Origin of the sequence: Pseudomonas sp. V88_4, from assembly GCF_029967985.1 — a bacterium.
GTDB classification, from domain to species: Bacteria; Pseudomonadota; Gammaproteobacteria; order Pseudomonadales; family Pseudomonadaceae; genus Aquipseudomonas; species Aquipseudomonas glycinae.
In genome coordinates this window covers 355023-375475 of record NZ_JASCAF010000047.1, presented here as the reverse complement: position 1 = coordinate 375475, position 20453 = coordinate 355023, and the positions used below count along the sequence as shown (strand labels likewise).

The following is a 20453-nucleotide window of genomic DNA, read 5'->3' as shown; positions in this document are numbered from 1 at the left end:
AACCTCAATCCAAAGGATCAATTGCGCTGATGACTCGAGCGACGATGTCAGCAATCGTTACGTCATCCAGCCGCTCAATGAATTTAGCGTTACCGTCACGAACACGCTGTTCGATATCAAAACTTCGAACCTGATTACACACGGCGACACCATTGGTTTCGTGACCAGAAATGGTCACGGCCAAACCCGAGCTCCGACTGAAATTGCCACCGCTTGTGACCGGGACCGTCATGCTGACACCCAGAGCATTGATTTCACGAGGCGTGATGACAACAAAACGATGCCTGTTCATCATCTCCCGCCCAGCCACAGGATTGGGATCGATCCAGTAAACATCTCCCCGTTGCGGGGCCTGCCGACGCACCATCAACCCAACTCCCTGCCAACAGGTTCACCTTCACGAGCTTCGGCAGTTTGAGCATTCAGCTCTTGCAAATGTTCGGCGCCTTCAAGCAGTTCAGCCAAGCTGTAACGCTTGCGAGCAACCGGGGCGACGGGCCTGGCAACCAGCTCACCATCGACCACATTCAGCTCCAGTTGAGCGCCCACATCCAAATGCAAAAGCTTCAGTAGCGTTGGAGGAATCGTTATGACTGCAGCGCCCCCCTGACGGCGAATTCTGGAAGTTACGGACATGAAGTCACTCCGATCCGGTAAATGAAAGTCATCGATTTTTCGAGTTGTGCAACAAAAGTAGCACGCAGATACAGTCAACGCGACCTCCTCACGACGAGCGTTAAAACAGGAATTTGCTTTCAGACTAGACATCAATCGAAAGGCGGCCGGCAGAAAACTGTGACGATTCAAGACATTGATAAATGAGTCCCCCGACACCAGATCAGTGACATTAATTGCTCAATCGAGACCTATCATGACCGACTCACTCCTCATCCCCTGCCCCTCCTGCAACGGCCTCAACCGCATCCCCGCCGAGCGCCTCAACGACCACCCGAAATGCGGGCGCTGCAAGTCAGAGGTGCTGTTGAACAAGCCGTTTGAACTCAAGCAAGGCGATTACGCCAGCCAGATCAAGGGCGATCTGCCGTTGCTGGTGGACGTGTGGGCGGACTGGTGCGGGCCGTGCAAGTCGTTTGCGCCGGTGTTCGAGCAGGCGGCCGCGCAACTGGCGGGCAAGTGCCGGCTGGCCAAGCTGGACAGCGAGGCCAATCAGCAGTTGTCGGCGCAATTGGGGATTCGTTCGATTCCGAGCCTGATTCTGTTGCGCAACGGCCGGGAAGTGGCCCGTCAGAGCGGGGCCTTCCCGTTGCCGCAGTTGATGGCCTGGCTGCGCAGCCAGGGCATCTGACGAGGCCTCAGGCGTCTTCGAGCAGGTTGTGCAGTTCGACGAACTGCTGCGTCAGCTTGTGCCGTGGATCGAGGTGGATCAGCGGCATGCTGGCCTGATGCGATTCGCGCATGCGCACTGAACTGGCGAGGTAGACCGGCAGCACCGGCAGGCCCTCGGCGATCAGTTCGTCGAGGATCTGCTGCGGCAGGCTGGCCCGGGCCTGGAACTGGTTGACCACGATGCCTTCGACTTCCAGGCCTTCGTTGTGGTCTTCCTTCAACTCGTCGATCTCGGCGATCAGACCGTACAGGGCCTGACGCGAGAAACTGTCGCAGTCGAAGGGAATCAGTACCCGATCGGCGGCAATCAGGGCCGAGACGGCATAGAAATTCAGCGCCGGCGGCGTATCCAGATAGATCCGGTCGTAATCTTCCGACAACTCGTCGAGCAGTTTTCGCAGCTTGTTGATCTTGTGTTTGGCCTCAAGCTTGGGCTGCAAGTCGGCCAGCTCGGCGGTGGCGGTAATGATGTGGAGGTTGTCGAACGGGGTTTCGTAGATATCCGCCTGGTTCTTTTTCGAGAACGGCCCGGATGACAGGGTCTGCTTGAAGAAATCGGCAATGCCCATCGGAATGTCATCACCCGTGAGCCCGGTCAGATACTGAGTGGAATTGGCCTGGGCATCGAGGTCGACCAACAGCGTGCGATAACCCTCACTGGCGCTCACCGCCGCCAGATTGCAGGCAATGCTGGATTTGCCCACGCCACCTTTCTGATTGAACACCACGCGCCGCATGACAAAACCTCCGTGTATCAAAGAATGACCGAGTGTAGTGGTGCCCGGTGCCGGTTCGCTACCTCGATGGACGCGGACTACAAAGTCAGGCGCCAATCTCCCAATGAATACGGCGCAAAGACACCCGTTGATCGCCGATTCGCCTGACAGACAAACACCCGACAATCTGGATAATGGCCAAGTGACAGCTCTTGCCGCGTACCATTCGGTTCATTTCGTCGTTCAAAATGTAACCAGCATTTGCTACACACTCGTCGCACCGGGATAATGCGCGCCACCCGGCGCCACGCGCCATGCCATTTCAGGCTAAATCAGCTCAGCGGCGACGTTGGCGAAACCGCGTCAACTCAGCCCGCAGGGGCGGGATAAATGTCCGTGATCAACTTCAACATCGCCCAATGGCGCGCCTGGGCTCCCGGGCTCGACAGTGTGGAAGCCTGGCAGGCCTGGAGCCGACAGCCGGTCGTGCTCGAAAGCAGCGATGCCGCACCCGATGTTTCGTTTCTGCCGGCCATCCAGCGCCGGCGTCTCAGTCGTCTGGCGCGGATGGCGTTCAGTGTCGGCTGGCCGCTGGCCGACGGTCGGGAAAATCTGCCGCTGGTATTCGTCTCGCGACATGGCGAAACCCCGCGCACCTTTGAAATTCTCAGCGATCTGGCCAACGATCAGCCGCTGTCGCCGACCCAGTTCAGCCTGTCGGTGCATAACGCGATCATCGGCCTATGGTCGATCATGCGCGGCGAAACCAGCGAAATGACCGCCCTCGCCGCGGCCGGCGACGGCCTTGAGCACGGCCTGCTCGAAGCGGCGACATTGTTGAACGAAGGGGCCCCGGCAGTGCTGCTGGTGATCACCGAGGAACAACCGCCCGAAGCCTATTCGACGTGGATCGACGACGTGCCGTTTCCCTATGCGGTCGGGCTGTTGCTCACCCCCGGTACCGACTGGCGGCTGACCCTGAACAGCGCCCCCGAAGCACGGTCAAAAACGCAGTGGCCTCATGCGCTGAATCTGCTGCGAACCCTGCTCGATCAGCAATCCCATTGCCAACATGCCTGGAAGAATCGTGTATGGACCTGGCAACGCAACCCGTGATAGGAAAAAATCGCGATGCCTATTACTGGCGTCTGCTGGCGACTGCCACCAGCTTCGCCCTGTTCGGGCTCGGTGGTCTGTGCCTGCGCCTGCTGGTATTTCCATTGCTCGGTTTCCTGCCGGGCGACGCGATTGCGCACCGCGAGCGGGCGCGCCAGACCGTCAGTCGGCTGTTCTGGTTTTTCGTCCGGTTCATGGCCCGTACCGGCGTGCTGACCTACGACATCCAGGGCGCCGAACGACTCGGCCGTCCGGGGCAGATGATCATCGCCAACCACCCGTCGCTGATCGACGTGGTGTTCCTGATCGGTCTGGTGCGCGGAGCCAACTGTGTGGTGAAGAAAAGCCTGTGGGAAAACCCCTTCACTCGCGGCCCGCTGCGCAGCACCGAATACATCAGCAACGACGGCAGCATGGACATGCTCGACGCTGCCGCTGGCGCGTTGCAGGGCGGGCAGACCCTGATCATTTTTCCCGAAGGCACCCGCACCCAGCCAGGCCAGGCGCCGGCCTTTCATCGGGGGGCAGCGGCCATCGCGCTGCGCGGTGCGAAAATCGTCACCCCGGTAGTCATCAAGGTCAGTCCGACCACCCTGACCAAGGCCGAGCCCTGGTATCGCATTCCCAGTCGCCGCGTGCACTTCAGTTTTCGCGTCGGGGCCGATATAGACCCACAGACTTTCGCCGCGCAGGGCCCCGCGCCTCAGGCTTCGCGCAAGCTCAACGACTATTTGCACCAATTCTTCATCAAGGAGCTCGCCGAAGATGAGCGATCTAAACCGTGACATCAAAGAGCTGATCATCGACGCCCTGGGGCTCGAAGACATCAGCGCAGAGGACATCGGCGACGACCAGACGCTGTTTGGCGAAGGCCTGGGCCTGGATTCCGTCGACGCCCTGGAACTCGGCCTGGCGATCCAGAAAAAGTACGGCATCAAAATCGACGCCGACGCCAAGGACACCCGCAACCATTTCTCCAACGTGGCGAGCCTTGCGGCGTTCGTCACGGCAAAACAGGCAGCTTGAGACCGGACCATGCAAACTCGTGACGACATCTTCAACACCCTGCGCGATGCCCTGGTCGAGCTGTTCGAACTGGACCCGGCCCGCGTGAGCCTGGAATCCAACCTGTATCAGGATCTGGAAATCGACAGCATCGACGCCGTCGACCTGATCGATCACATCAAGCGCCAGACCGGCAAGAAAATCGCCGCCGAGGAATTCAAGTCGGTGCGTACCGTCAGCGACGTGGTCGAGGCGGTCTACCGTCTGGTTCAACCGGCGGCATGAGCCGACTGATCGGTCTCGGCCTGCTGCTGGCGGGCCTGCTGTATCCCTTTGCGGTGTATTTCGGCATGGAGCATTTCGCGCCATGGCAGTTCGGCCTGCTGCTGGGCAGCTTGTGGCTGGCCCGCGCACTGACCGGCGAACGCAAGCCCGGCAGCCTGTGGATGGCCTGCGTGGCGATCGTGTTCTGCCTGCTGCTGGCGGTGTTCGACAGCCCGCTGTTGCTGCGCTGGTACCCGGTGCTGATCAGCGGCTTCATGCTGGTGCTGTTCAGCCTGAGCCTGAAATACGGCCCGCCGATGGTCGAACGCCTGGCTCGCCTGCGTGAGCCGCAACTGCCGCCCAAGGCGATTCGTTACACCCGCCAGGTCACCGTGGCCTGGAGCGTGTTTTTCTTTTGCAACGGTTTGTGCGCCGCCCTGCTGACACTGTGGGCGCCGCTGAACTGGTGGATGTTGTACACCGGCCTGATCTCCTACGGATTGATCGGCCTGATGTTTGCCATTGAATGGCTGATACGACAAAGGGTAAGAGGTCGCCCATGAACTGGATAAAACTTGAGCAGCTGTTGCTCAAGGCCCTGCCGGCGCGTGCTGTCACAAGCGCACCGGCACTCGATCACGCTCAACTGCGCGAACAGGCCCTGGGCCTGGCCGCCGGTCTGCAAGCACGCGGCGTGAAGCGTCTGGCGGTGCATCTGGAAGATGCCGCCGATCTGGCCGTCGCCCTGCTCGGTGCCTGGCGTGCCGGCGTCAGCGTGTTGCTGCCCTCGGATCTGCAAGCACAGACCCGCCAGCGCTGGTCGAGCGACGTCGATCTGTGGCTGACCGATCATTCCGATGACGCTCGCCTGAGCGATCTGCAGCAACCGGCCCTGCCCGCAGCCGAACTGGATCTCGACCAGTGCCGCCTCAGCCTGTGCACCTCCGGTTCCAGCGGCGAGCCCAAGCGCATTGACAAATCCCTGCGGCAACTGGCCAACGAAGTCGAAGCCCTCGAACAGCTGTGGGGTGCGGATCTCGGTGAAGCCTGCATCCTCGGCAGCGTCGCCACCCAGCACATCTACGGCTTGCTGTTCCGCGTGCTGTGGCCGCTGTGCGCCGGGCGTCCGTTCCTGCGCAAGCAACTGGCCTTCCCGGAAGACCTGCAACGTGCCAGCCGCGAGCACCCGGCCTTCGCCTGGGTCGCCAGCCCGGCGCTGCTCAAACGCATGGGCGACAACCTCGACTGGCCGGCGCTGAGCGCCGTGCGCCGGGTGTTTTCCTCTGGCGGCGCATTGCCGGCAGACGCCGCAAAAAGCCTGCATCAACGCCTGGGACAGTGGCCGACGGAAATCCTCGGCAGTTCGGAAACCGGCGGCATCGCCTGGCGTCAGGGCGAATCGTTGTGGCAGCCGTTTGCCGGCGTCGAGTTGAGCCAGGACAGCGACGGCGCCTTGCGGATCGCTTCGCCTTATCTGCCCGCCGGGCATGTCGAACACACCGCGGATGCGGCGCGCATTCAGGCCGATGGCCGCTTCGAACTGCTCGGGCGGCTCGACCGGATCGTCAAACTTGAAGAAAAACGCATATCCCTGCCGATGCTTGAACAGGCGCTGGTAGCTCACGACTGGGTCGCCGAAGCGCGTCTGGGCGTGGTGCAGGAAAACCGCGCGTCCCTCGGCGCTCTACTGGTGCTCAGCGAATCCGGCCTGTTTGCCCTGCGCGAACACGGTCGGCGCAGCCTGACCGAAACCCTGCGCCGTCATCTCGGTGACCACTGTGAAGCGCTGGCCCTGCCCCGCCGCTGGCGCCTGCTGCGGCAAATGCCGCTGACCTCGCAGGGCAAGTTGCCTCAGGCCCACGTCGAAGCCTTGCTGCTGGCACCACGGCCAAAAGCGCCGGAGATTCTGGAACAGGCCGAAACCGAGGGCGAATGGAACCTGCAATTGAGCGTTCCGCCGGACCTCGCCTACTTCAGCGGCCACTTCCCCAAGGCCCCGGTGCTGCCGGGCGTGGTGCAGGTCGAATGGGCGCTGAATCTGGGTCGGCAACTGCTGAACCTGCCCGGCGCATTCGCCGGCATGGAAGTGCTGAAATTCCAGCAACTGGTGCGCCCCGGCGATGAAGTCCAGTTGCATCTGCGCTTCGACCCGGAACGCGGCAAGTTGTATTTCGCCTACCGCAACGACACCGCCACCTGCTCCAGCGGGCGGATTCTGCTGGGGACTGGCGATGCATAACCCTTGCGCCGTGATCCCGGTCTACAACCACGAAACCGCCATCGGCACGGTGGTCGACGCCCTGCTCGCCGAGGATCTGCCATGCATTCTGGTGGACGATGCCAGCAGCAAATCCTGCGCAGCGGTGCTGGACGTGCTGGCCGAGCGCGAGCGGGTGTATCTGGTGCGCCTCACTGCCAACCAGGGCAAGGGTGGCGCGGTGATGACCGGTCTGCGTGAAGCCGCGCGACTCGGTTTCAGCCATGCCTTGCAGGTCGATGCCGACGGTCAGCACGACTTGCAGGATGTCGCGCGGTTCCTCGAAGAATCCCGCGCTCACCCCAAGTCGCTGATCTGTGGTTATCCGCTGTACGACGCCAGCGTGCCGAAAGGCCGTCTGTATGCGCGTTATCTGACCCACGTGATGGTGTGGATCAACACCCTGTCGCTGCAGATCCGCGACTCGATGTGCGGCTTCCGGGTGTATCCGCTGGAACCGACGCTGGGCGTGATCGATTCGGCGCGGATCGGCAAGCGCATGGATTTCGACTCGGACATTCTGGTGCGCCTGGCCTGGCGCAATCAGCCGATGCGCTGGTTGCAGACCAGCGTGCATTACCCGCTGGACGGCGTTTCGCACTTTCGCCTGTTCCACGACAACGTGCTGATCTCGAGCATGCACACGCGCCTGTTCTTCGGCATGTTGCTGCGCCTGCCTGTGATCCTCTGGCGACGGTGGCGCCCATGACCGTCGAGACCGACAAAAAGCACTGGGCCGACCGCGAAGAGCGCGGCAGTTTCCTGCTGATGAAATTCACCGCGTTCGCCGCCAAAGTCCTTGGCCGACGCCTGCTGAGCCCGTTGCTGTACGGCATCGTCCTGTACTTTTTTCTGTTCGGCCGAACTGCACGGCGCAGTGCCTGGCAGTATCAGCAGCGCCTCGCCGACTGGAGCGGTCGCCACGAATTGCGCCCGACCCGGTGGCGAGTGTTCCGCCAGTTCATGGCCTTCGCCGATTCGCTGCTCGACAAGCTCGACGTGTGGAACGGCAAGCTGAAGATCGAGCAGATCGAAATCATCGACCCGGCGCTGCTGCGCAATCAGTTGCGCGGCAGCCGCGGGCAAATGCTGGTGGGCGCGCATCTGGGCAACCTCGAAGTGTGTCGGGCGCTGGCGGAGCTGGGCGAAAAGGTCACCATGAACGTGCTGGTGCACACCAAGCATGCCGAGCAGTTCAATCGCCTGCTGGGCGAGGCCGGGGCGACCAATCTGCGACTGATTCAGGTCAGCGAGCTGGATCCGGTGATCATGCTGCAACTGCACGAACGCCTGGAGCGCGGCGAATGGCTGGCGATTGCCGGCGACCGCGTGCCACTGCACGGCGGGCGCAGCGTAACCGTGGACTTTCTCGGCCACCCGGCGCCGTTCCCGCAAGGGCCGTGGCTGCTGGCCGGCCTGCTGAAATGCCCGGTCAACCTGCTGATGTGCCTGAAACAGCCCGACGGCCACTATCGCCTGACTCTCGAGCCGTTCGCCGATGCCGTGGTGTGGTCACGCCGCGAGCGCGAACAGGTCATTCATCAGTGGGCCACCCGCTACGCCGAACGCCTGAGTCACTATTGCCTCGAAGCACCGTGCCAATGGTTCAACTTTTACCCATTCTGGAAAACCGATGACAACGCCAACTCCTGAGCCGGTCACCTTCGGCGAACGCCCTTTGCGCATCGAAGACGTGCTGGCCCTGGCCAACCGTCAGGCGCCCGTGCAGTTGCAGAGCGACGCGCCTTATCGCGAACGCATCGCCAAGGGCGCGCGGTTTCTCGATTCGCTGCTGGACAAGGAAGGCGTGATCTACGGCGTGACCACCGGTTACGGCGATTCCTGCGTGGTTGCGGTGCCGTTGCATCACGTCGAGGCGCTGCCGCGTCATCTCTACACGTTCCATGGTTGCGGACTGGGCAAACTGCTCGACGCCCAGGCCACTCGCGCGGTGCTGGCGGCGCGTTTGCAGTCGCTGTGCCACGGCGTGTCCGGGGTGCGCATCGAACTGCTCGAACGTCTGCATGCCTTCCTTGAACACGACATTTTGCCGCTGATTCCTGAAGAGGGTTCGGTGGGCGCCAGCGGCGATCTGACGCCGCTGTCCTACGTCGCCGCGACCCTGTCCGGCGAGCGTGAAGTGATGTTCCGTGGCGAACGCCGCCAGGCTGCCGATGTGCACCGCGAACTGGGCTGGACACCGTTGGTGCTGCGCCCGAAAGAAGCGCTGGCATTGATGAACGGCACCGCCGTGATGACCGGTCTGGCCTGCCTGGCTTACGCCCGCGCCGATTACCTGCTGCAACTGGCCACCCGCATCACCGCGCTGAACGTGGTGGCGCTGCAAGGCAATCCGGAGCACTTCGACGAGCGCCTGTTCGCCGCCAAGCCGCATCCGGGACAGATGCAGGTCGCCGCGTGGCTGCGCAAGGATCTGGCAATCGACGCACCGACCGCGCCGCTGCACCGTTTGCAGGATCGCTACTCGCTGCGCTGCGCACCGCATGTACTCGGCGTATTGGCCGACAGCCTGAACTGGCTGCGCTCGTTCATCGAGACCGAACTCAACAGCGCCAACGACAACCCGATCATCGACGCCGAAGCCGAGCGCGTGCTGCACGGCGGGCACTTCTACGGCGGGCATATCGCGTTCGCCATGGACAGCCTGAAAAACCTCGTGGCCAACGTCGCCGACCTGCTCGACCGGCAACTCGCGCTGCTGGTGGACGAACGTTACAACCACGGTTTGCCGAGCAACCTGTCCGGCGCCAACGCCGACCGCGCGATGCTCAACCACGGCTTCAAGGCCGTACAGATCGGCGCCAGCGCCTGGACCGCCGAAGCGCTGAAAAACACCATGCCGGCCAGCGTGTTCTCGCGTTCCACCGAATGCCACAACCAGGACAAGGTGAGCATGGGCACCATCGCCGCCCGCGACGCCATTCGTGTGCTGGAGCTGACCGAACAGGTCGCCGCCGCCACGCTGCTCGCGGCCAATCAGGGCGTGTGGCTGCGTAGCCGCGATGAAGATGCGCGTCCACTGCCGCCATCGCTGGCCGCCATGCATGAACAACTGGCCGAGGACTTCCCGCCAGTGATCGAAGACCGTGCCCTGGAAGGCGAACTGCGCCTGTGCCTGCAACGCATCGCCGAGCAACACTGGAGGCTGCATGCGTAGTGCCGGAGTGCTTCACGCCGATACGGAAATCCTCGTACCGTTCTTTGACGTCGACACCATGCACGTCGTCTGGCACGGCCATTACGTGAAATACCTGGAAGTGGCGCGCTGCGCATTGCTCGACAAGATCGGCCACAACTACAACCAGATGGTCGACTCGGGCTACGCCTGGCCGGTGATCGACCTGCAATTGCGCTACGTGCGCGGCGCGGTGTTCGGTCAGCGGCTGAACGTGCGCGCCAGTCTGGTGGAGTGGGAAAACCGCCTGAAGATCCACTACCTGATCACCGATGCCCAGACCGGCGAACGCCTGACCCGCGCCAGCTCGGTGCAGGTCGCCGTCGAAGTCAGCAGCCGCGAGATGCAACTGGCTTCGCCAAAAGTCTTCACCGATGCCGTGGAAAGGATGCTGCGATGAATGTGTTGTTGAAATCCCTTGGCGCTCTGGCGCTGCTGACACTGTCGTCGCTGGCCAATGCCTTCGACCTGCAACAGTTGAGCGAGCAACTGGCGAAACCGGACGTGATCCACGGCCAGTTCATCCAGGAAAAACACCTGCGCGCCCTGCCCCAGCCGCTGATCAGCAAGGGCAGTTTTGTCCTCGCGAAAAACCACGGCCTGCTGTGGCTGCTGAAAACCCCGCTGCAACAGGATTACCGGATCAGCGCCAAGGGCATCGCCCGGCGTGATGCCACTGGCTGGCAATTGCTGCCGAACAAGAGCGCCGGGGCCGAGCAGAACCGTTTGTTCCTCGCCGTGCTGCAAGGCGACAGCAGCGGTCTGCAACGGGATTTCGAACTGGCCCTGAGCGGCGATGCACAGAAATGGCAACTGACCCTGACTCCGCGCTCGGTGCTGCTCAAGCAGGTCTTCAATCAGATCAACATCAGCGGCGGCGCGTTGGTGAACACCATCGAACTGCTGGAAACCCAGGGCGACAGCACCTTGCTGCGCATGCAGGACAGCACCGCCGGCCAACCTCTGAGCGACGCGGAGCAACATGACTTTGCCGAGTGAACGCAGGCTGCCCTGGCTGTTCCTGATCCTGCTGCTGGCGGTCGTCGCACTGGGCGCCTGGCAGTGGCGCGACGGTGCGCCGCTGTCGGCCAACCTGATGGAGCTGGTGCCCGGCACCCACCCGGACGCCCTCGAACTGCGCGCCGAACAACGCATGCAGGAACCGCTCAACCGCGACATGCTGGTGCTGGTCGGCCATGCCGATCGCCAGCAAGCCGTCGCCATGGCCCAGACCCTGAGCGAACAATGGCAGGCCAGCGGGTTGTTCGAAAAGGTCCAATGGAATCTGCAAGCCGATCTGCCGGCCCTGCGCACGCAATTGCTGCAAGGGCGGCTGGCGATGCTCTCGGCGGATGACCGACAACTGCTGATCGAACATCCCGACGCCTTTATCCAGCAACGGGTACAGGCGCTGTTCGACCCGTTCACCGGGTTCAGCCTGGTGCCGAGCCAGGACGACTGGCTGGGCCTGACCGGGCGCATCCAGAACAGCCAGCCACAACATGGCGCGGTGCAGCTGGACATCGGCAGCGGCGCGTTGATCGCCGACGCCGACGGCAAGAGCTGGGTGCTGCTGCGCGCACGCACCACCGGCAGCGCCTTCGACATGAATCAACCGCTGCAAGTCGCCGCCCTGCTGCAACACAGCCGTGAGCAAGCAGCTCGCGCCGACGTGCAACTGTTGGCCGCCAGCGGCCTGCTGTACGCCGCCAACGGCCAGCAGCAGGCGACCCGGGAAATGACCTGGGTCGGCGGCGGCGCCACCGTCGGCATCCTCTTGCTGTTGCTGCTCGCCTTCCGCCGCTGGCGGGTGCTGCTGGCGTTCATTCCGGTGCTGGTCGGCATGTTGTTCGGTGCAGTGGCCTGTGTGGCGCTGTTCGGGCACATGCACGTGATGACGCTGGTGCTCGGCTCCAGCCTGATCGGGGTGGCGGTGGATTACCCGCTGCACTACTTGTCCAAGAGCTGGAGCCTCAAGCCGTGGCACAGTTGGCCGGCGTTGCGCCTGACCCTGTCCGGTCTGACGTTGAGCCTGATCACCAGCGCCATCGGTTATCTGGCGCTGGCCTGGACGCCTTTCCCGGCGCTGACCCAGATTGCGGTGTTCTCCGCCGCCGGTTTGCTCGGCGCCTACCTGTCGGCGGTGTGCCTGTTGCCGGCCCTGCTGAAAAACGTCGAACTGCGCCCGGCGCAATGGCCGCTGCAACTGGCCGAGCGCTTGGTGCGACTGCGGGAAACCCTGCTCGAACACGTCAGGACGCCGGTGTTGCTGGCCCTGCTGATCGCCTTTTGCGTCGGTGGCCTGCTGCAACTGGAAAGCAAGAACGACATTCGCCAGTGGGTCGGTGCGCCGCAACGCCTGACCGATGAGGCGCAGACCATCGCGCGGATTACCGGCTATCAGCCAACCAGCCAGTTCTTCCTGGTGCGCGCCGCCGATCAGCAGCAATTGCTGGAACGGCAAGCGGCGCTGAGCGAGAGACTGGAGCAACTGGTCAACCTCGACAAACTGCAGGGTTATCTGGCGCTCAATCAACTGGTCAGCCCGCCGGCTCAGCAGCAACAAGTGCGGGAAGCGCTCGGCAAGTTGCCGCAGTTCTGGCAGCCGTTGCTGGAAGTCGGCGTGCCGCTGGCGGCGCTGCAAACCGAGCTGCAACAGTTGCAGGCGCTGCCCGCCGAAGACATCGATGCGGCGCTGGCCGGGCCGCTCGGCGAGCCCTACCGCACGTTGTGGCTCGGGCCGACCGAGGACGGCGTGGCAGCGATGGTCAGCCTGCAAGGCCTGAACAATCCGTCGCTGTTGCGGGTGCAGGCGCTGGATCTGCCGGGTGTGACGCTGGTGGACCGGCTCGGCGATCTGAACAAGGTGTTCGCCCAGACTCAAGTCAGCGCCGCTGAACTGAAACTCGCCTCCTGCGTATTGATCGTGCTGGTGCTGGTGCTGCCGTTCGGTCTTGGTGGCGCGCTGCGGATCGTCGCCCTGCCGCTGCTCGCTGCGCTGTGCAGCCTCGCCAGCCTGGGCTGGCTCAGCCAGCCGCTGACCCTGTTCAGCCTGTTCGGCCTGCTGCTGGTAACGGCGATCAGCGTCGACTACGCGATCCTCATGCGCGAGCAGGTCGGCGGCGCGGCCGTGAGTCTGCTCGGCACTTTGCTCGCCGCCGCCACCACCTGGCTGTCGTTCGGTCTGCTGGCGGTGTCGAGCACCCCGGCGGTGAGCAACTTCGGCCTGTCGGTGAGCCTCGGCCTGGCCTTCAGCTTCATGCTCGCGCCGTGGGCCGGGCGTCAGACCCATGCTGCTGCCGTCACGGAGCCTTCAGCATGATGGTGGTGATTTTCTGGCTGATGGCCCTGGCACTGTTCTTCGTCGCCACCCGGGTCGGCCGGCATTTCGGCCTGATCCCGATCGTCAGTCAATTGCTGCTGGCAAGCTTCGGCCTGCCACTTCTGATGTACTTCTGGATTGAACCGGGCTGGCAACTCAACGGCGCCGAACTGATCGCACCGGGCTGGCTGAAAAACCTCTACAGCCTGAGCTTCGCCCTGCTGCTGGGGCACATCCTCAGCGACGTGATCGACCTGCGCCTGGACCGTCAGAGCGTGAAGATCGCCGTGCCGAGTTTCGCCGTGCCGTTTACCTGCGGCCTGGCGACGGCGTACTGGCTGCTGCCGACACAACCGTGGATCAATTCGCTGGCCATCGGTCTGGTGTTCGCCATCACCGCGATCCCGGTGTTGTACCTGTACCTGCGCCACATCGACTACCCGCCCGCCGCTACCCGGCGTCTGGTGCAGACCGCGATCCTGATCGACCTGACCTGCTGGACCCTGTTCGGCCTCGCCCAGGGCAGCCTGCACCTGAGCAGTCTGTTGCTGCCGCTGGGGCTGGCCTGCGTACCGGTGCTGCTGCGGGTGTTCGGCATACGCCGACCATTGACCTACAGCCTTGGTTTCTTTGCGCTGTTGGTGCTGGCCGAACACTACAAACTCAACGCGCTGATTTTCGGCATCGGCTATCTGCTGTGCATGGCCGCGCTCAAGGTGCCACTGGTGTTGCCGCTGCCGGCGCACTGGATGAACCGCTTGCAGACGTGGGTTGCGATTCCGCTGATCCTCACGTTCGGCATCGTCCAGATCGACGTGCACAGCGCCCTCGCCAGCCTCGGCGCCGTGCAATGGGCGGCGCTGCTGCTGTTGCCGGTCGCCAGCAAAATCGTGGGCAACTGGCTCGGTCTGGGCTGGGCCGGCGCTTCATTCGAAGGCGCCAGCCGCTGGCGCGAAAGCGTGCTGCTGAACATTCGCGGCTTGAGCGAAATCGTCTTTCTCAACCTGCTGTTGCAACAACGACTCATCAGCCCGGCGCTGTACTTTGCGCTGATGCTGATGGGTCTGATCGCGACGTTGCTGCCGGCTTTAATCGGCCTGCACCGGGCGTCGCTGAACCCTATTGCCGTACCCAGGAGCTCACGTGCCAATCGTTGAAATGGAGTCCCGTCAGGTCGTGATCATCGGCGCCGGCCCCTCCGGCGTCATCGCCGCCGCATTGCTCAAGCGCAAGGGGCACGACGTGCTGGTGATCGAGCGTCAGCATTTCCCGAGGTTCTCCATCGGTGAAAGCCTGCTCTGCCATTGCCTGGATTTCGTCGAAGAAGCCGGCATGCTCGAGGCGGTAAATGCCGCCGGGTTCCAGCGCAAGAACGGTGCGGCGTTCGCCTGGGGCGAGCACTACAGCGCCTTCGACTTTGCTGACACCTTCACTGCCGGCAAGCCGACGACCCTGCAGGTGCAACGCGCCGATTTCGACAAGTTGCTGGCCGATCAGGCGGCATTGCAGGGTGCGGAAATCCGCTATGGCGACGCGATTGTCAGCGTCGATTTCGAACGCCCGCGACCACAGCTGAATGTGCATCGCGAAGACGGCAGCGAGTACCGCGTCGAAGCCGATTTTGTCCTTGATGCCAGCGGCTACGGCCGCGTGCTGTCGCGCCTGCTCGACCTCGAAGCGCCGTCGAATTTCCCGGTTCGCCAAGCCGTGTTCACCCACGTCGAAGACCACATCGATCATCCCGGCTTCGACCGCGAGAAGATTCTCATCACCACCCACCCGCAGCACCGCGACATCTGGTTCTGGTCGATCCCGTTCAGTAACGGTCGCTGCTCGGTGGGCGTGGTGGCTGCCGCTGAACATTTCGCGGGCCGCGATACCGACCTCGACGCCTGCCTGCGCGGTTTCATCGCCGAAACCCCGAGCCTGGCCAAGGTGCTGAACAACGCCGTGTGGGATACCCCGGCGCGCACCCTCGGCGGTTATGCGGCCAACGTCAAAACCCTGCACGGCCCCGGTTTTGCCCTGTTGGGCAACGCGGCGGAGTTTCTCGACCCGGTGTTCTCCTCGGGCGTGACCATTGCCATGCGTTCGGCGAGCATGGCCGCCGCTGTGCTGCACCGGCAGTTGCAGGGCGAAACGGTGGACTGGCAGCGCGAGTTCGCCGAGCCGCTGAAACGCGGGGTCGACACCTTCCGCTGCTACGTCGAAGGCTGGTACGCCGGCACCTTCCAGGATGTGATTTTCCACGAGCAAGGCTCCCCGGAAATCCGCCGCATGATCTGCTCGATCCTCGCCGGCTACGCCTGGGACGAACGCAACCCGTTCGTCAGTGAAGCGCGCCGTCGGCTGAAGACAATCTCCGAACTCTGTGCAAGGGACGCCACATGAATTACCTGAGCGACAACTACGTCGAGGAAACCCGCTTCGGCTTCTGGTTCCTGCGCAGCCACACCTGGCAGCACCATGTGCTGCGCGTGGCGATCAACGATCTGCGCGGGCTGTTCAGCGAATCGTTGCCGGCCAATCCGGTGCTGCTGGATGCCGGCTGTGGTCAGGGCAAGTCGTTCGGTCACTTGCGCCAGACCTTCGCGCCACAGCGGCTGATCGGCGTCGATGCCGATCCGCACAGCCTGGAATTGAGTGCCGCCGAGGCCGCGCGTCAGGGCTTCGACGTCGAGCTGATCGGCAGCGACTGCGCGACGCTCAATGTGCCGGACGCCAGCGTCGACCTGCTGTTCTGTCACCAGACCTTCCATCATCTGGTGGAGCAGGAAAAAGCCCTCGCCGAGTTCTATCGGGTGCTCAAGCCGGGCGGTTATCTGCTGTTCGCCGAGTCCACCGAGGCTTACATTGATACGTGGGTGATTCGCTGGCTGTTCCGGCATCCGATGCACGTGCAAAAGAGCGCGGCGCAGTACCTGGAGATGATTCGCCAGCAGGGTTTCGAGTTCGCCGAACACAACGTTTCATACCCGTACCTGTGGTGGAGCCGGTCGAAGGATTTCGGTCTGCTCGAACGTTTTGGCCTGCGCCAGCCCAAGCCCTTTGGCCAGCGGGAAGAAACCCTGGTCAACGTAGTGGCCCGCAAACCCTTGAACGAGGCTGTCTGATGTTGCGTGTTCTGCTGCTCGCCTGCGTCCTGCTGCTCGGTGCCTGCGCCAGTCAGGCGCCGCTGCCGGCCGGCAACCCGAGCCTGCCGCTGCCGATGCAACTGCATATCGAGCGGCATCAGGCCGGGCAACAGCAAGACTGGTTGCTGGTGATCCAGCGCGAAGGGCCCGGCATCCGCTGGTCGATGATGGATCCACTGGGCATTCCCCAGGCGCGTCAGCAGTTGATCGACGGGCACTGGCAGGCCGACGGCCTGCTGCCGCCCAACCCGGAAGCCCGGGAGCTGTTCGCCGCGCTGCTGTTCGCCCTGACCCCCGCGGGCGAGCTGTCGCGCAACTACCCCGGCGCGCAGCAACAGGGCGGCCAACGCTCACTGCCGGCGCGCTGGGACATCCGTTACACCCAACCCTTGAGTTTCGAATTGAACCTGCCACAAGGCCCGCACTATCGCGTAACGCCACTCGGTGAACCGACGTCATGACCGCCTACCTTAATGCCCTCGGCGTGATCTGCGCCCTGGGGCGCGACAAGCAAACCGTGGCACGCAACCTGTTTGCCGGCGACTGCTCCGGCATGCGCCGCGAGTCCGGCTGGGTGCCGGAGCGCGAACTGCCGGTGGCCGCCGTACACGGCGATCTGGCGCCCATTCCCGATGAATTGGCCGACCAGCGCAGCCGCAACAATCAACTGTTGCTGGAAGCCGCGTTGCAGATTCGCGATGACATCGAGCAGACGATCCAGACTTATGGGCGCGAGCGCATCGGCGTGGTGCTCGGCACCAGTACTTCCGGTATCGACGAAGCCAGCCGAGGCCTGGCGCACTACATTCGTGACCAGCAGTTCCCGGCCGATTACGACTACCGGCAACAGGAACTCGGCGCCCCGGCGAATTTCCTCGCCGACTGGCTGCAACTGAGCGGCCCGACCTATGTGATTTCCACCGCCTGCACCTCCAGCGCACGCGCCTTGATGAGCGCCCGGCGCCTGCTCGATCTGGGTCTGTGCGACGCCGTGCTGTGTGGCGGTGTCGACAGCCTGTGCAAACTGACCCTCAACGGTTTCGGGGCGCTGGAAGCCGTATCGGACCAGCGCTGCAATCCGTTTTCCGTCAACCGCAACGGCATCAACATCGGCGAAGCGGCGGTACTGTTCGTGATGAGCAAACAGCGCAGTGCAGGGCCGGGCATCGCCCTGCTCGGCGCAGGCGCCAGCTCCGACGCGCACCATATCTCCGCACCTGAGCCGACCGGCCGTGGCGCGCGGCAAGCGATGCAAAAAGCCCTCGATCAAGCCCACCTTCAAGCCGACGACATCAGCTACCTGAACCTGCACGGCACCGCGACCCAGCACAACGACGCCATGGAAAGCCAGGCCGTCGCCGCGCTGTTCGCCGACGGCGTGGCGTGCTCCTCGACCAAACCGATGACCGGTCATACCCTCGGTGCCGCCGGTGCACTGGAAGCAGCGTTCTGCTGGTTGAGCCTGAGTGCCGACAATCCCGACCACGCCTTGCCGCCGCACGTCTGGGACGGCCAGGCCGATCCCGATCTGCCAGCGCTGAAGTGGGTGACCGCGAGCGAATGCCTGGCGTCCATTGCACCTCGCTACCTGATGAGCAACTCGTTTGCCTTCGGTGGCAATAACGTCAGCCTGATTATCGGAGACGCCCCATGAGCCACTGGCCGCTCGCCGAACTGCTGCCCCACGCTGGAGACATGATTCTGATCGACCGGATCCTCAGCTTTGACGACGAACAGATCCACACCACGCTCACCGTCCGGCCCGGCGGCCTGTTCAGCCTGCCCGACGGCAGCCTGCCGGCGTGGGTCGGCGTCGAGTTGATGGCGCAGAGCGTCGCCGCGTTCGCCGGCTGCCATGCGCGGCAGAAAGGCAACCCGGTGGAGCTGGGCTTTCTGCTCGGCACACGCAAGTTCGAATGCAATGTCGCGGCCTTTCCGGTCGGCAGCGAACTGACCATCCATGGCCTGCGCTCGCTGGAAGACGACAACGGCATGGGTGTATTCGAATGCCATATCAACGCGCCCGGCATCGAGGCCAGCGCCCGGCTGAACGTGTTCCGCCCGCCCCAGGCAGCGGACTATCTGGAACAATCCCGCGACGAAACCAACAAGGAGTCGAACGATGACTGAATCCATCCTGGTCACCGGCTCCAGCCGTGGCATTGGCCGCGCCATTGCCTTGCGCCTGGCCAGCGCCGGCCACGATATCGTCCTGCATTGCCGCAGCGGCGTGACGGAAGCACAAGCAGTGAAAGCCGAAGTCGAAGCCCTCGGACGCAACGCACGCATCCTGCAATTCGACGTGGCGGATCGCGAAGCCTGCAAAGCCATCCTCGAAGCGGACGTTGAAGCCCACGGCGCCTACTACGGCGTGGTGCTCAATGCCGGCCTGACCCGCGACGGCGCCTTTCCGGCCCTGAGCGACGACGACTGGGACGTGGTGCTGCGCACCAACCTCGACGGTTTCTACAACGTCCTGCACCCGGTGATGATGCCGATGATCCGCCGCCGCGCCGCTGGTCGCATCGTTTGCATCACCTCGGTGTCAGGGCTGATCGGCAACCGTGGCCAGGTCAATTACAGCGCCTCGAAGGCCGGCGTAATCGGCGCGGCAAAGGCGTTGGCGATCGAACTGGCCAAGCGCAAAATCACGGTGAATTGCGTCGCGCCCGGTTTGATCGATACCGCCATGCTCGATGAAAACGTGCCGGTGGAAGAACTGCTGAAAATGATCCCCGCACAACGCATGGGCACGCCTGAAGAGGTGGCCGGTGCGGTGAATTTCCTGATGTCGGCGGAAGCGTCGTACATCACCCGCCAGGTGCTGGCGGTCAACGGAGGTTTGTGTTGATGAAGCGCGTCGTCGTCACCGGCATGGCCGGCATTACCTCGCTGGGCAGTGACTGGGACACCATCGCCGGCAATTTCGCCGCCAACCGCAGCGGCATCCGCCGGATGGACGAGTGGGATCGCTTCAGCGAGCTCAACACGCGCCTGGCCGGGCCCATCGATGATTTCCAGGTGCCGGCGCACTGGACTCGCAAACAGCTGCGCAGCATGGGCCGTGTCTCACGGCTGGCTGTCGGCGCGGCGGAAAAAGCGCTGGCCGATGCCGGCCTGCTCGGCGACGAGTCGATCAAGGACGGACGCATGGGCGTGGCCTGTGGTTCGTCCACCGGCAGCACCGACGAGATCAAGGCGTTCGGCAACATGCTGCTCAACTCGGTAGCCGAAGGCCTCAACGCCAACTCCTACGTGCGGATGATGCCGCACACCACGGCGGCGAACATCAGCATCTTCTTCGGCCTTACCGGCCGCTTGATCCCGACCTCCAGCGCCTGCACCAGTGGCAGCCAGGGCATCGGTTACGCCTACGAGGCGATCAAGTTCGGACGCCTGCCGCTGATGCTCGCCGGCGGCGCCGAAGAACTGTGCCCGACGGAAGCCATGGTGTTCGACGCGCTGTACGCCACCAGCCTGAAAAACGATGCACCGCACACCTCGCCACGCCCGTACGACAAGGGCCGCGACGGTCTGGTCATCGGCGAGGGCGGCGGCATGCTGGTGCTTGAAGAACTGGAACACGCCCTCGCGCGCGGTGCGCACATTCACGCCGAAATTGTTGGCTTCGGCAGCAACGCCGACGGCCAGCACACCACCCGCCCCGAACAAGTCACCATGCGCCGGGCAATGGAACTGGCGCTGGAAGACGCAGGCCTTGCACCGGATGTCATCGGCTACGTCAACGGCCACGGCACCGCCACCGAACAGGGCGATGTCGCTGAAACCCTGGCCACCAGTGCCCTGTTCGGCGAACGCATGCCGATCAGTTCGCAAAAGAGCTTCCTGGGCCACACCCTCGGCGCCTGCGGGGCGCTGGAGTCGTGGTTCAGCATCGAGATGCTCAACCGCGACCTGTACGTGCACACGCTCAACCTCGACGAGGTCGACCCGCACTGCGGCAAACTCGACTACCTGCGCGGCGAGTTCCGCCAGATGAGCCACGAATACGTGATGAACAACAACTTCGCTTTCGGCGGGGTCAACACCTCGCTGATTTTCCGTCGCTGGCCCCAACCGAATTAATCCAGGTCAA

The 20453-nt window shown here is 63.3% G+C and carries 24 protein-coding genes; 21 read left to right on the top strand and 3 right to left on the bottom strand.

The window, feature by feature from the left end; translation table 11 throughout:
* Window positions 1-4: 4 nt before the first annotated feature.
* Both QLG12_RS27285 and QLG12_RS27280 read right to left on the bottom strand, forming a co-directional pair.
* Complete coding sequence (locus QLG12_RS27285; protein ID WP_197869279.1) at window positions 5-367, bottom strand: type II toxin-antitoxin system PemK/MazF family toxin; 363 nt, start codon at window positions 365-367, stop codon at window positions 5-7.
* Complete coding sequence (locus tag QLG12_RS27280; RefSeq protein WP_197869280.1) at window positions 367-636, bottom strand: PbsX family transcriptional regulator; 270 nt, start codon at window positions 634-636, stop codon at window positions 367-369. Before QLG12_RS27280 ends, QLG12_RS27285 begins: the two co-directional genes overlap by 1 nt.
* A gap of 235 nt (window positions 637-871) precedes the next feature.
* Here QLG12_RS27280 and trxC point away from each other — a divergent pair, with 235 nt between their 5' ends.
* The gene (gene trxC, locus QLG12_RS27275; RefSeq protein ID WP_197869281.1) at window positions 872-1306 is read left to right on the top strand and encodes a thioredoxin TrxC; all 435 of its coding nucleotides are present in this window, start codon (window positions 872-874) and stop codon (window positions 1304-1306) included.
* A gap of 7 nt (window positions 1307-1313) precedes the next feature.
* Here trxC and QLG12_RS27270 read toward each other — a convergent pair whose 3' ends face one another.
* Complete coding sequence (locus tag QLG12_RS27270) at window positions 1314-2084, bottom strand: ParA family protein (protein ID WP_064382864.1); 771 nt, start codon at window positions 2082-2084, stop codon at window positions 1314-1316.
* A 369-nt stretch (window positions 2085-2453) separates the two neighbouring features.
* On the opposite strand from QLG12_RS27270, the gene QLG12_RS27265 reads away from it, so the two are divergent.
* From QLG12_RS27265 to QLG12_RS27170, 20 genes are read left to right on the top strand one after another with little or no spacing between them, the layout of a single operon-like run.
* A complete protein-coding gene (locus QLG12_RS27265; RefSeq protein ID WP_282475546.1) occupies window positions 2454-3179 on the top strand; it encodes a beta-ketoacyl synthase chain length factor in 726 nt (241 codons plus the stop codon).
* Window positions 3155-3964 carry a lysophospholipid acyltransferase family protein gene (locus QLG12_RS27260; protein WP_197869283.1) on the top strand — a complete coding sequence of 270 codons (810 nt, stop codon included), beginning with the start codon at window positions 3155-3157 and terminating at the stop codon, window positions 3962-3964. Before QLG12_RS27265 ends, QLG12_RS27260 begins: the two co-directional genes overlap by 25 nt.
* Window positions 3945-4205: a phosphopantetheine-binding protein gene (locus tag QLG12_RS27255; RefSeq protein ID WP_007952344.1), complete on the top strand. Its 261-nt coding sequence runs from the start codon at window positions 3945-3947 to the stop codon at window positions 4203-4205. The genes QLG12_RS27260 and QLG12_RS27255 overlap by 20 nt, the downstream gene beginning before the upstream one ends.
* Before the next feature lie 9 nt (window positions 4206-4214).
* Entirely contained in the window at window positions 4215-4469 is a 255-nt protein-coding gene (locus QLG12_RS27250; RefSeq protein ID WP_007947135.1) for an acyl carrier protein, read from the top strand.
* Window positions 4466-5011, top strand: coding sequence for a hypothetical protein (locus QLG12_RS27245; RefSeq protein ID WP_262195790.1), 546 nt, complete (start codon window positions 4466-4468; stop codon window positions 5009-5011). The genes QLG12_RS27250 and QLG12_RS27245 overlap by 4 nt, the downstream gene beginning before the upstream one ends.
* Window positions 5008-6687 carry an acyl-CoA synthetase family protein gene (locus tag QLG12_RS27240; RefSeq protein WP_282475545.1) on the top strand — a complete coding sequence of 560 codons (1680 nt, stop codon included), beginning with the start codon at window positions 5008-5010 and terminating at the stop codon, window positions 6685-6687. The genes QLG12_RS27245 and QLG12_RS27240 overlap by 4 nt, the downstream gene beginning before the upstream one ends.
* Entirely contained in the window at window positions 6680-7414 is a 735-nt protein-coding gene (locus QLG12_RS27235; RefSeq protein ID WP_197869286.1) for a glycosyltransferase family 2 protein, read from the top strand. The genes QLG12_RS27240 and QLG12_RS27235 overlap by 8 nt, the downstream gene beginning before the upstream one ends.
* Window positions 7411-8358: a glycosyl transferase gene (locus QLG12_RS27230; protein WP_197869287.1), complete on the top strand. Its 948-nt coding sequence runs from the start codon at window positions 7411-7413 to the stop codon at window positions 8356-8358. The genes QLG12_RS27235 and QLG12_RS27230 overlap by 4 nt, the downstream gene beginning before the upstream one ends.
* Window positions 8339-9883 (top strand): aromatic amino acid ammonia-lyase, encoded by a 1545-nt coding sequence (locus QLG12_RS27225; RefSeq protein ID WP_197869288.1) that lies wholly within the window; start codon window positions 8339-8341, stop codon window positions 9881-9883. Before QLG12_RS27230 ends, QLG12_RS27225 begins: the two co-directional genes overlap by 20 nt.
* Complete coding sequence (locus tag QLG12_RS27220; RefSeq protein WP_011332100.1) at window positions 9876-10301, top strand: acyl-CoA thioesterase; 426 nt, start codon at window positions 9876-9878, stop codon at window positions 10299-10301. Before QLG12_RS27225 ends, QLG12_RS27220 begins: the two co-directional genes overlap by 8 nt.
* Window positions 10298-10900 (top strand): outer membrane lipoprotein carrier protein LolA, encoded by a 603-nt coding sequence (locus QLG12_RS27215; RefSeq protein WP_197869289.1) that lies wholly within the window; start codon window positions 10298-10300, stop codon window positions 10898-10900. The genes QLG12_RS27220 and QLG12_RS27215 overlap by 4 nt, the downstream gene beginning before the upstream one ends.
* Window positions 10884-13223 (top strand): MMPL family transporter, encoded by a 2340-nt coding sequence (locus tag QLG12_RS27210; RefSeq protein ID WP_282475544.1) that lies wholly within the window; start codon window positions 10884-10886, stop codon window positions 13221-13223. Before QLG12_RS27215 ends, QLG12_RS27210 begins: the two co-directional genes overlap by 17 nt.
* Window positions 13220-14380 carry a sodium:proton antiporter gene (locus QLG12_RS27205; RefSeq protein ID WP_282475543.1) on the top strand — a complete coding sequence of 387 codons (1161 nt, stop codon included), beginning with the start codon at window positions 13220-13222 and terminating at the stop codon, window positions 14378-14380. The genes QLG12_RS27210 and QLG12_RS27205 overlap by 4 nt, the downstream gene beginning before the upstream one ends.
* Window positions 14367-15614, top strand: a complete 1248-nt coding sequence (locus tag QLG12_RS27200; RefSeq protein ID WP_282475542.1) for an NAD(P)/FAD-dependent oxidoreductase — start codon at window positions 14367-14369, stop codon at window positions 15612-15614. The genes QLG12_RS27205 and QLG12_RS27200 overlap by 14 nt, the downstream gene beginning before the upstream one ends.
* The gene (locus tag QLG12_RS27195; protein WP_236193098.1) at window positions 15611-16336 is read left to right on the top strand and encodes a class I SAM-dependent methyltransferase; all 726 of its coding nucleotides are present in this window, start codon (window positions 15611-15613) and stop codon (window positions 16334-16336) included. The genes QLG12_RS27200 and QLG12_RS27195 overlap by 4 nt, the downstream gene beginning before the upstream one ends.
* Entirely contained in the window at window positions 16336-16818 is a 483-nt protein-coding gene (locus tag QLG12_RS27190) for a hypothetical protein (RefSeq protein ID WP_236193097.1), read from the top strand. Before QLG12_RS27195 ends, QLG12_RS27190 begins: the two co-directional genes overlap by 1 nt.
* Window positions 16815-18011 carry a beta-ketoacyl-[acyl-carrier-protein] synthase family protein gene (locus tag QLG12_RS27185; RefSeq protein ID WP_282475541.1) on the top strand — a complete coding sequence of 399 codons (1197 nt, stop codon included), beginning with the start codon at window positions 16815-16817 and terminating at the stop codon, window positions 18009-18011. The genes QLG12_RS27190 and QLG12_RS27185 overlap by 4 nt, the downstream gene beginning before the upstream one ends.
* Entirely contained in the window at window positions 18008-18487 is a 480-nt protein-coding gene (locus QLG12_RS27180) for a hotdog family protein (protein WP_085611125.1), read from the top strand. The genes QLG12_RS27185 and QLG12_RS27180 overlap by 4 nt, the downstream gene beginning before the upstream one ends.
* The gene (locus QLG12_RS27175) at window positions 18480-19208 is read left to right on the top strand and encodes a 3-ketoacyl-ACP reductase FabG2 (RefSeq protein ID WP_236193094.1); all 729 of its coding nucleotides are present in this window, start codon (window positions 18480-18482) and stop codon (window positions 19206-19208) included. The genes QLG12_RS27180 and QLG12_RS27175 overlap by 8 nt, the downstream gene beginning before the upstream one ends.
* A complete protein-coding gene (locus QLG12_RS27170; protein WP_085611127.1) occupies window positions 19208-20443 on the top strand; it encodes a beta-ketoacyl-ACP synthase in 1236 nt (411 codons plus the stop codon). The genes QLG12_RS27175 and QLG12_RS27170 overlap by 1 nt, the downstream gene beginning before the upstream one ends.
* The last annotated feature ends 10 nt before the right edge of the window (window positions 20444-20453 follow it).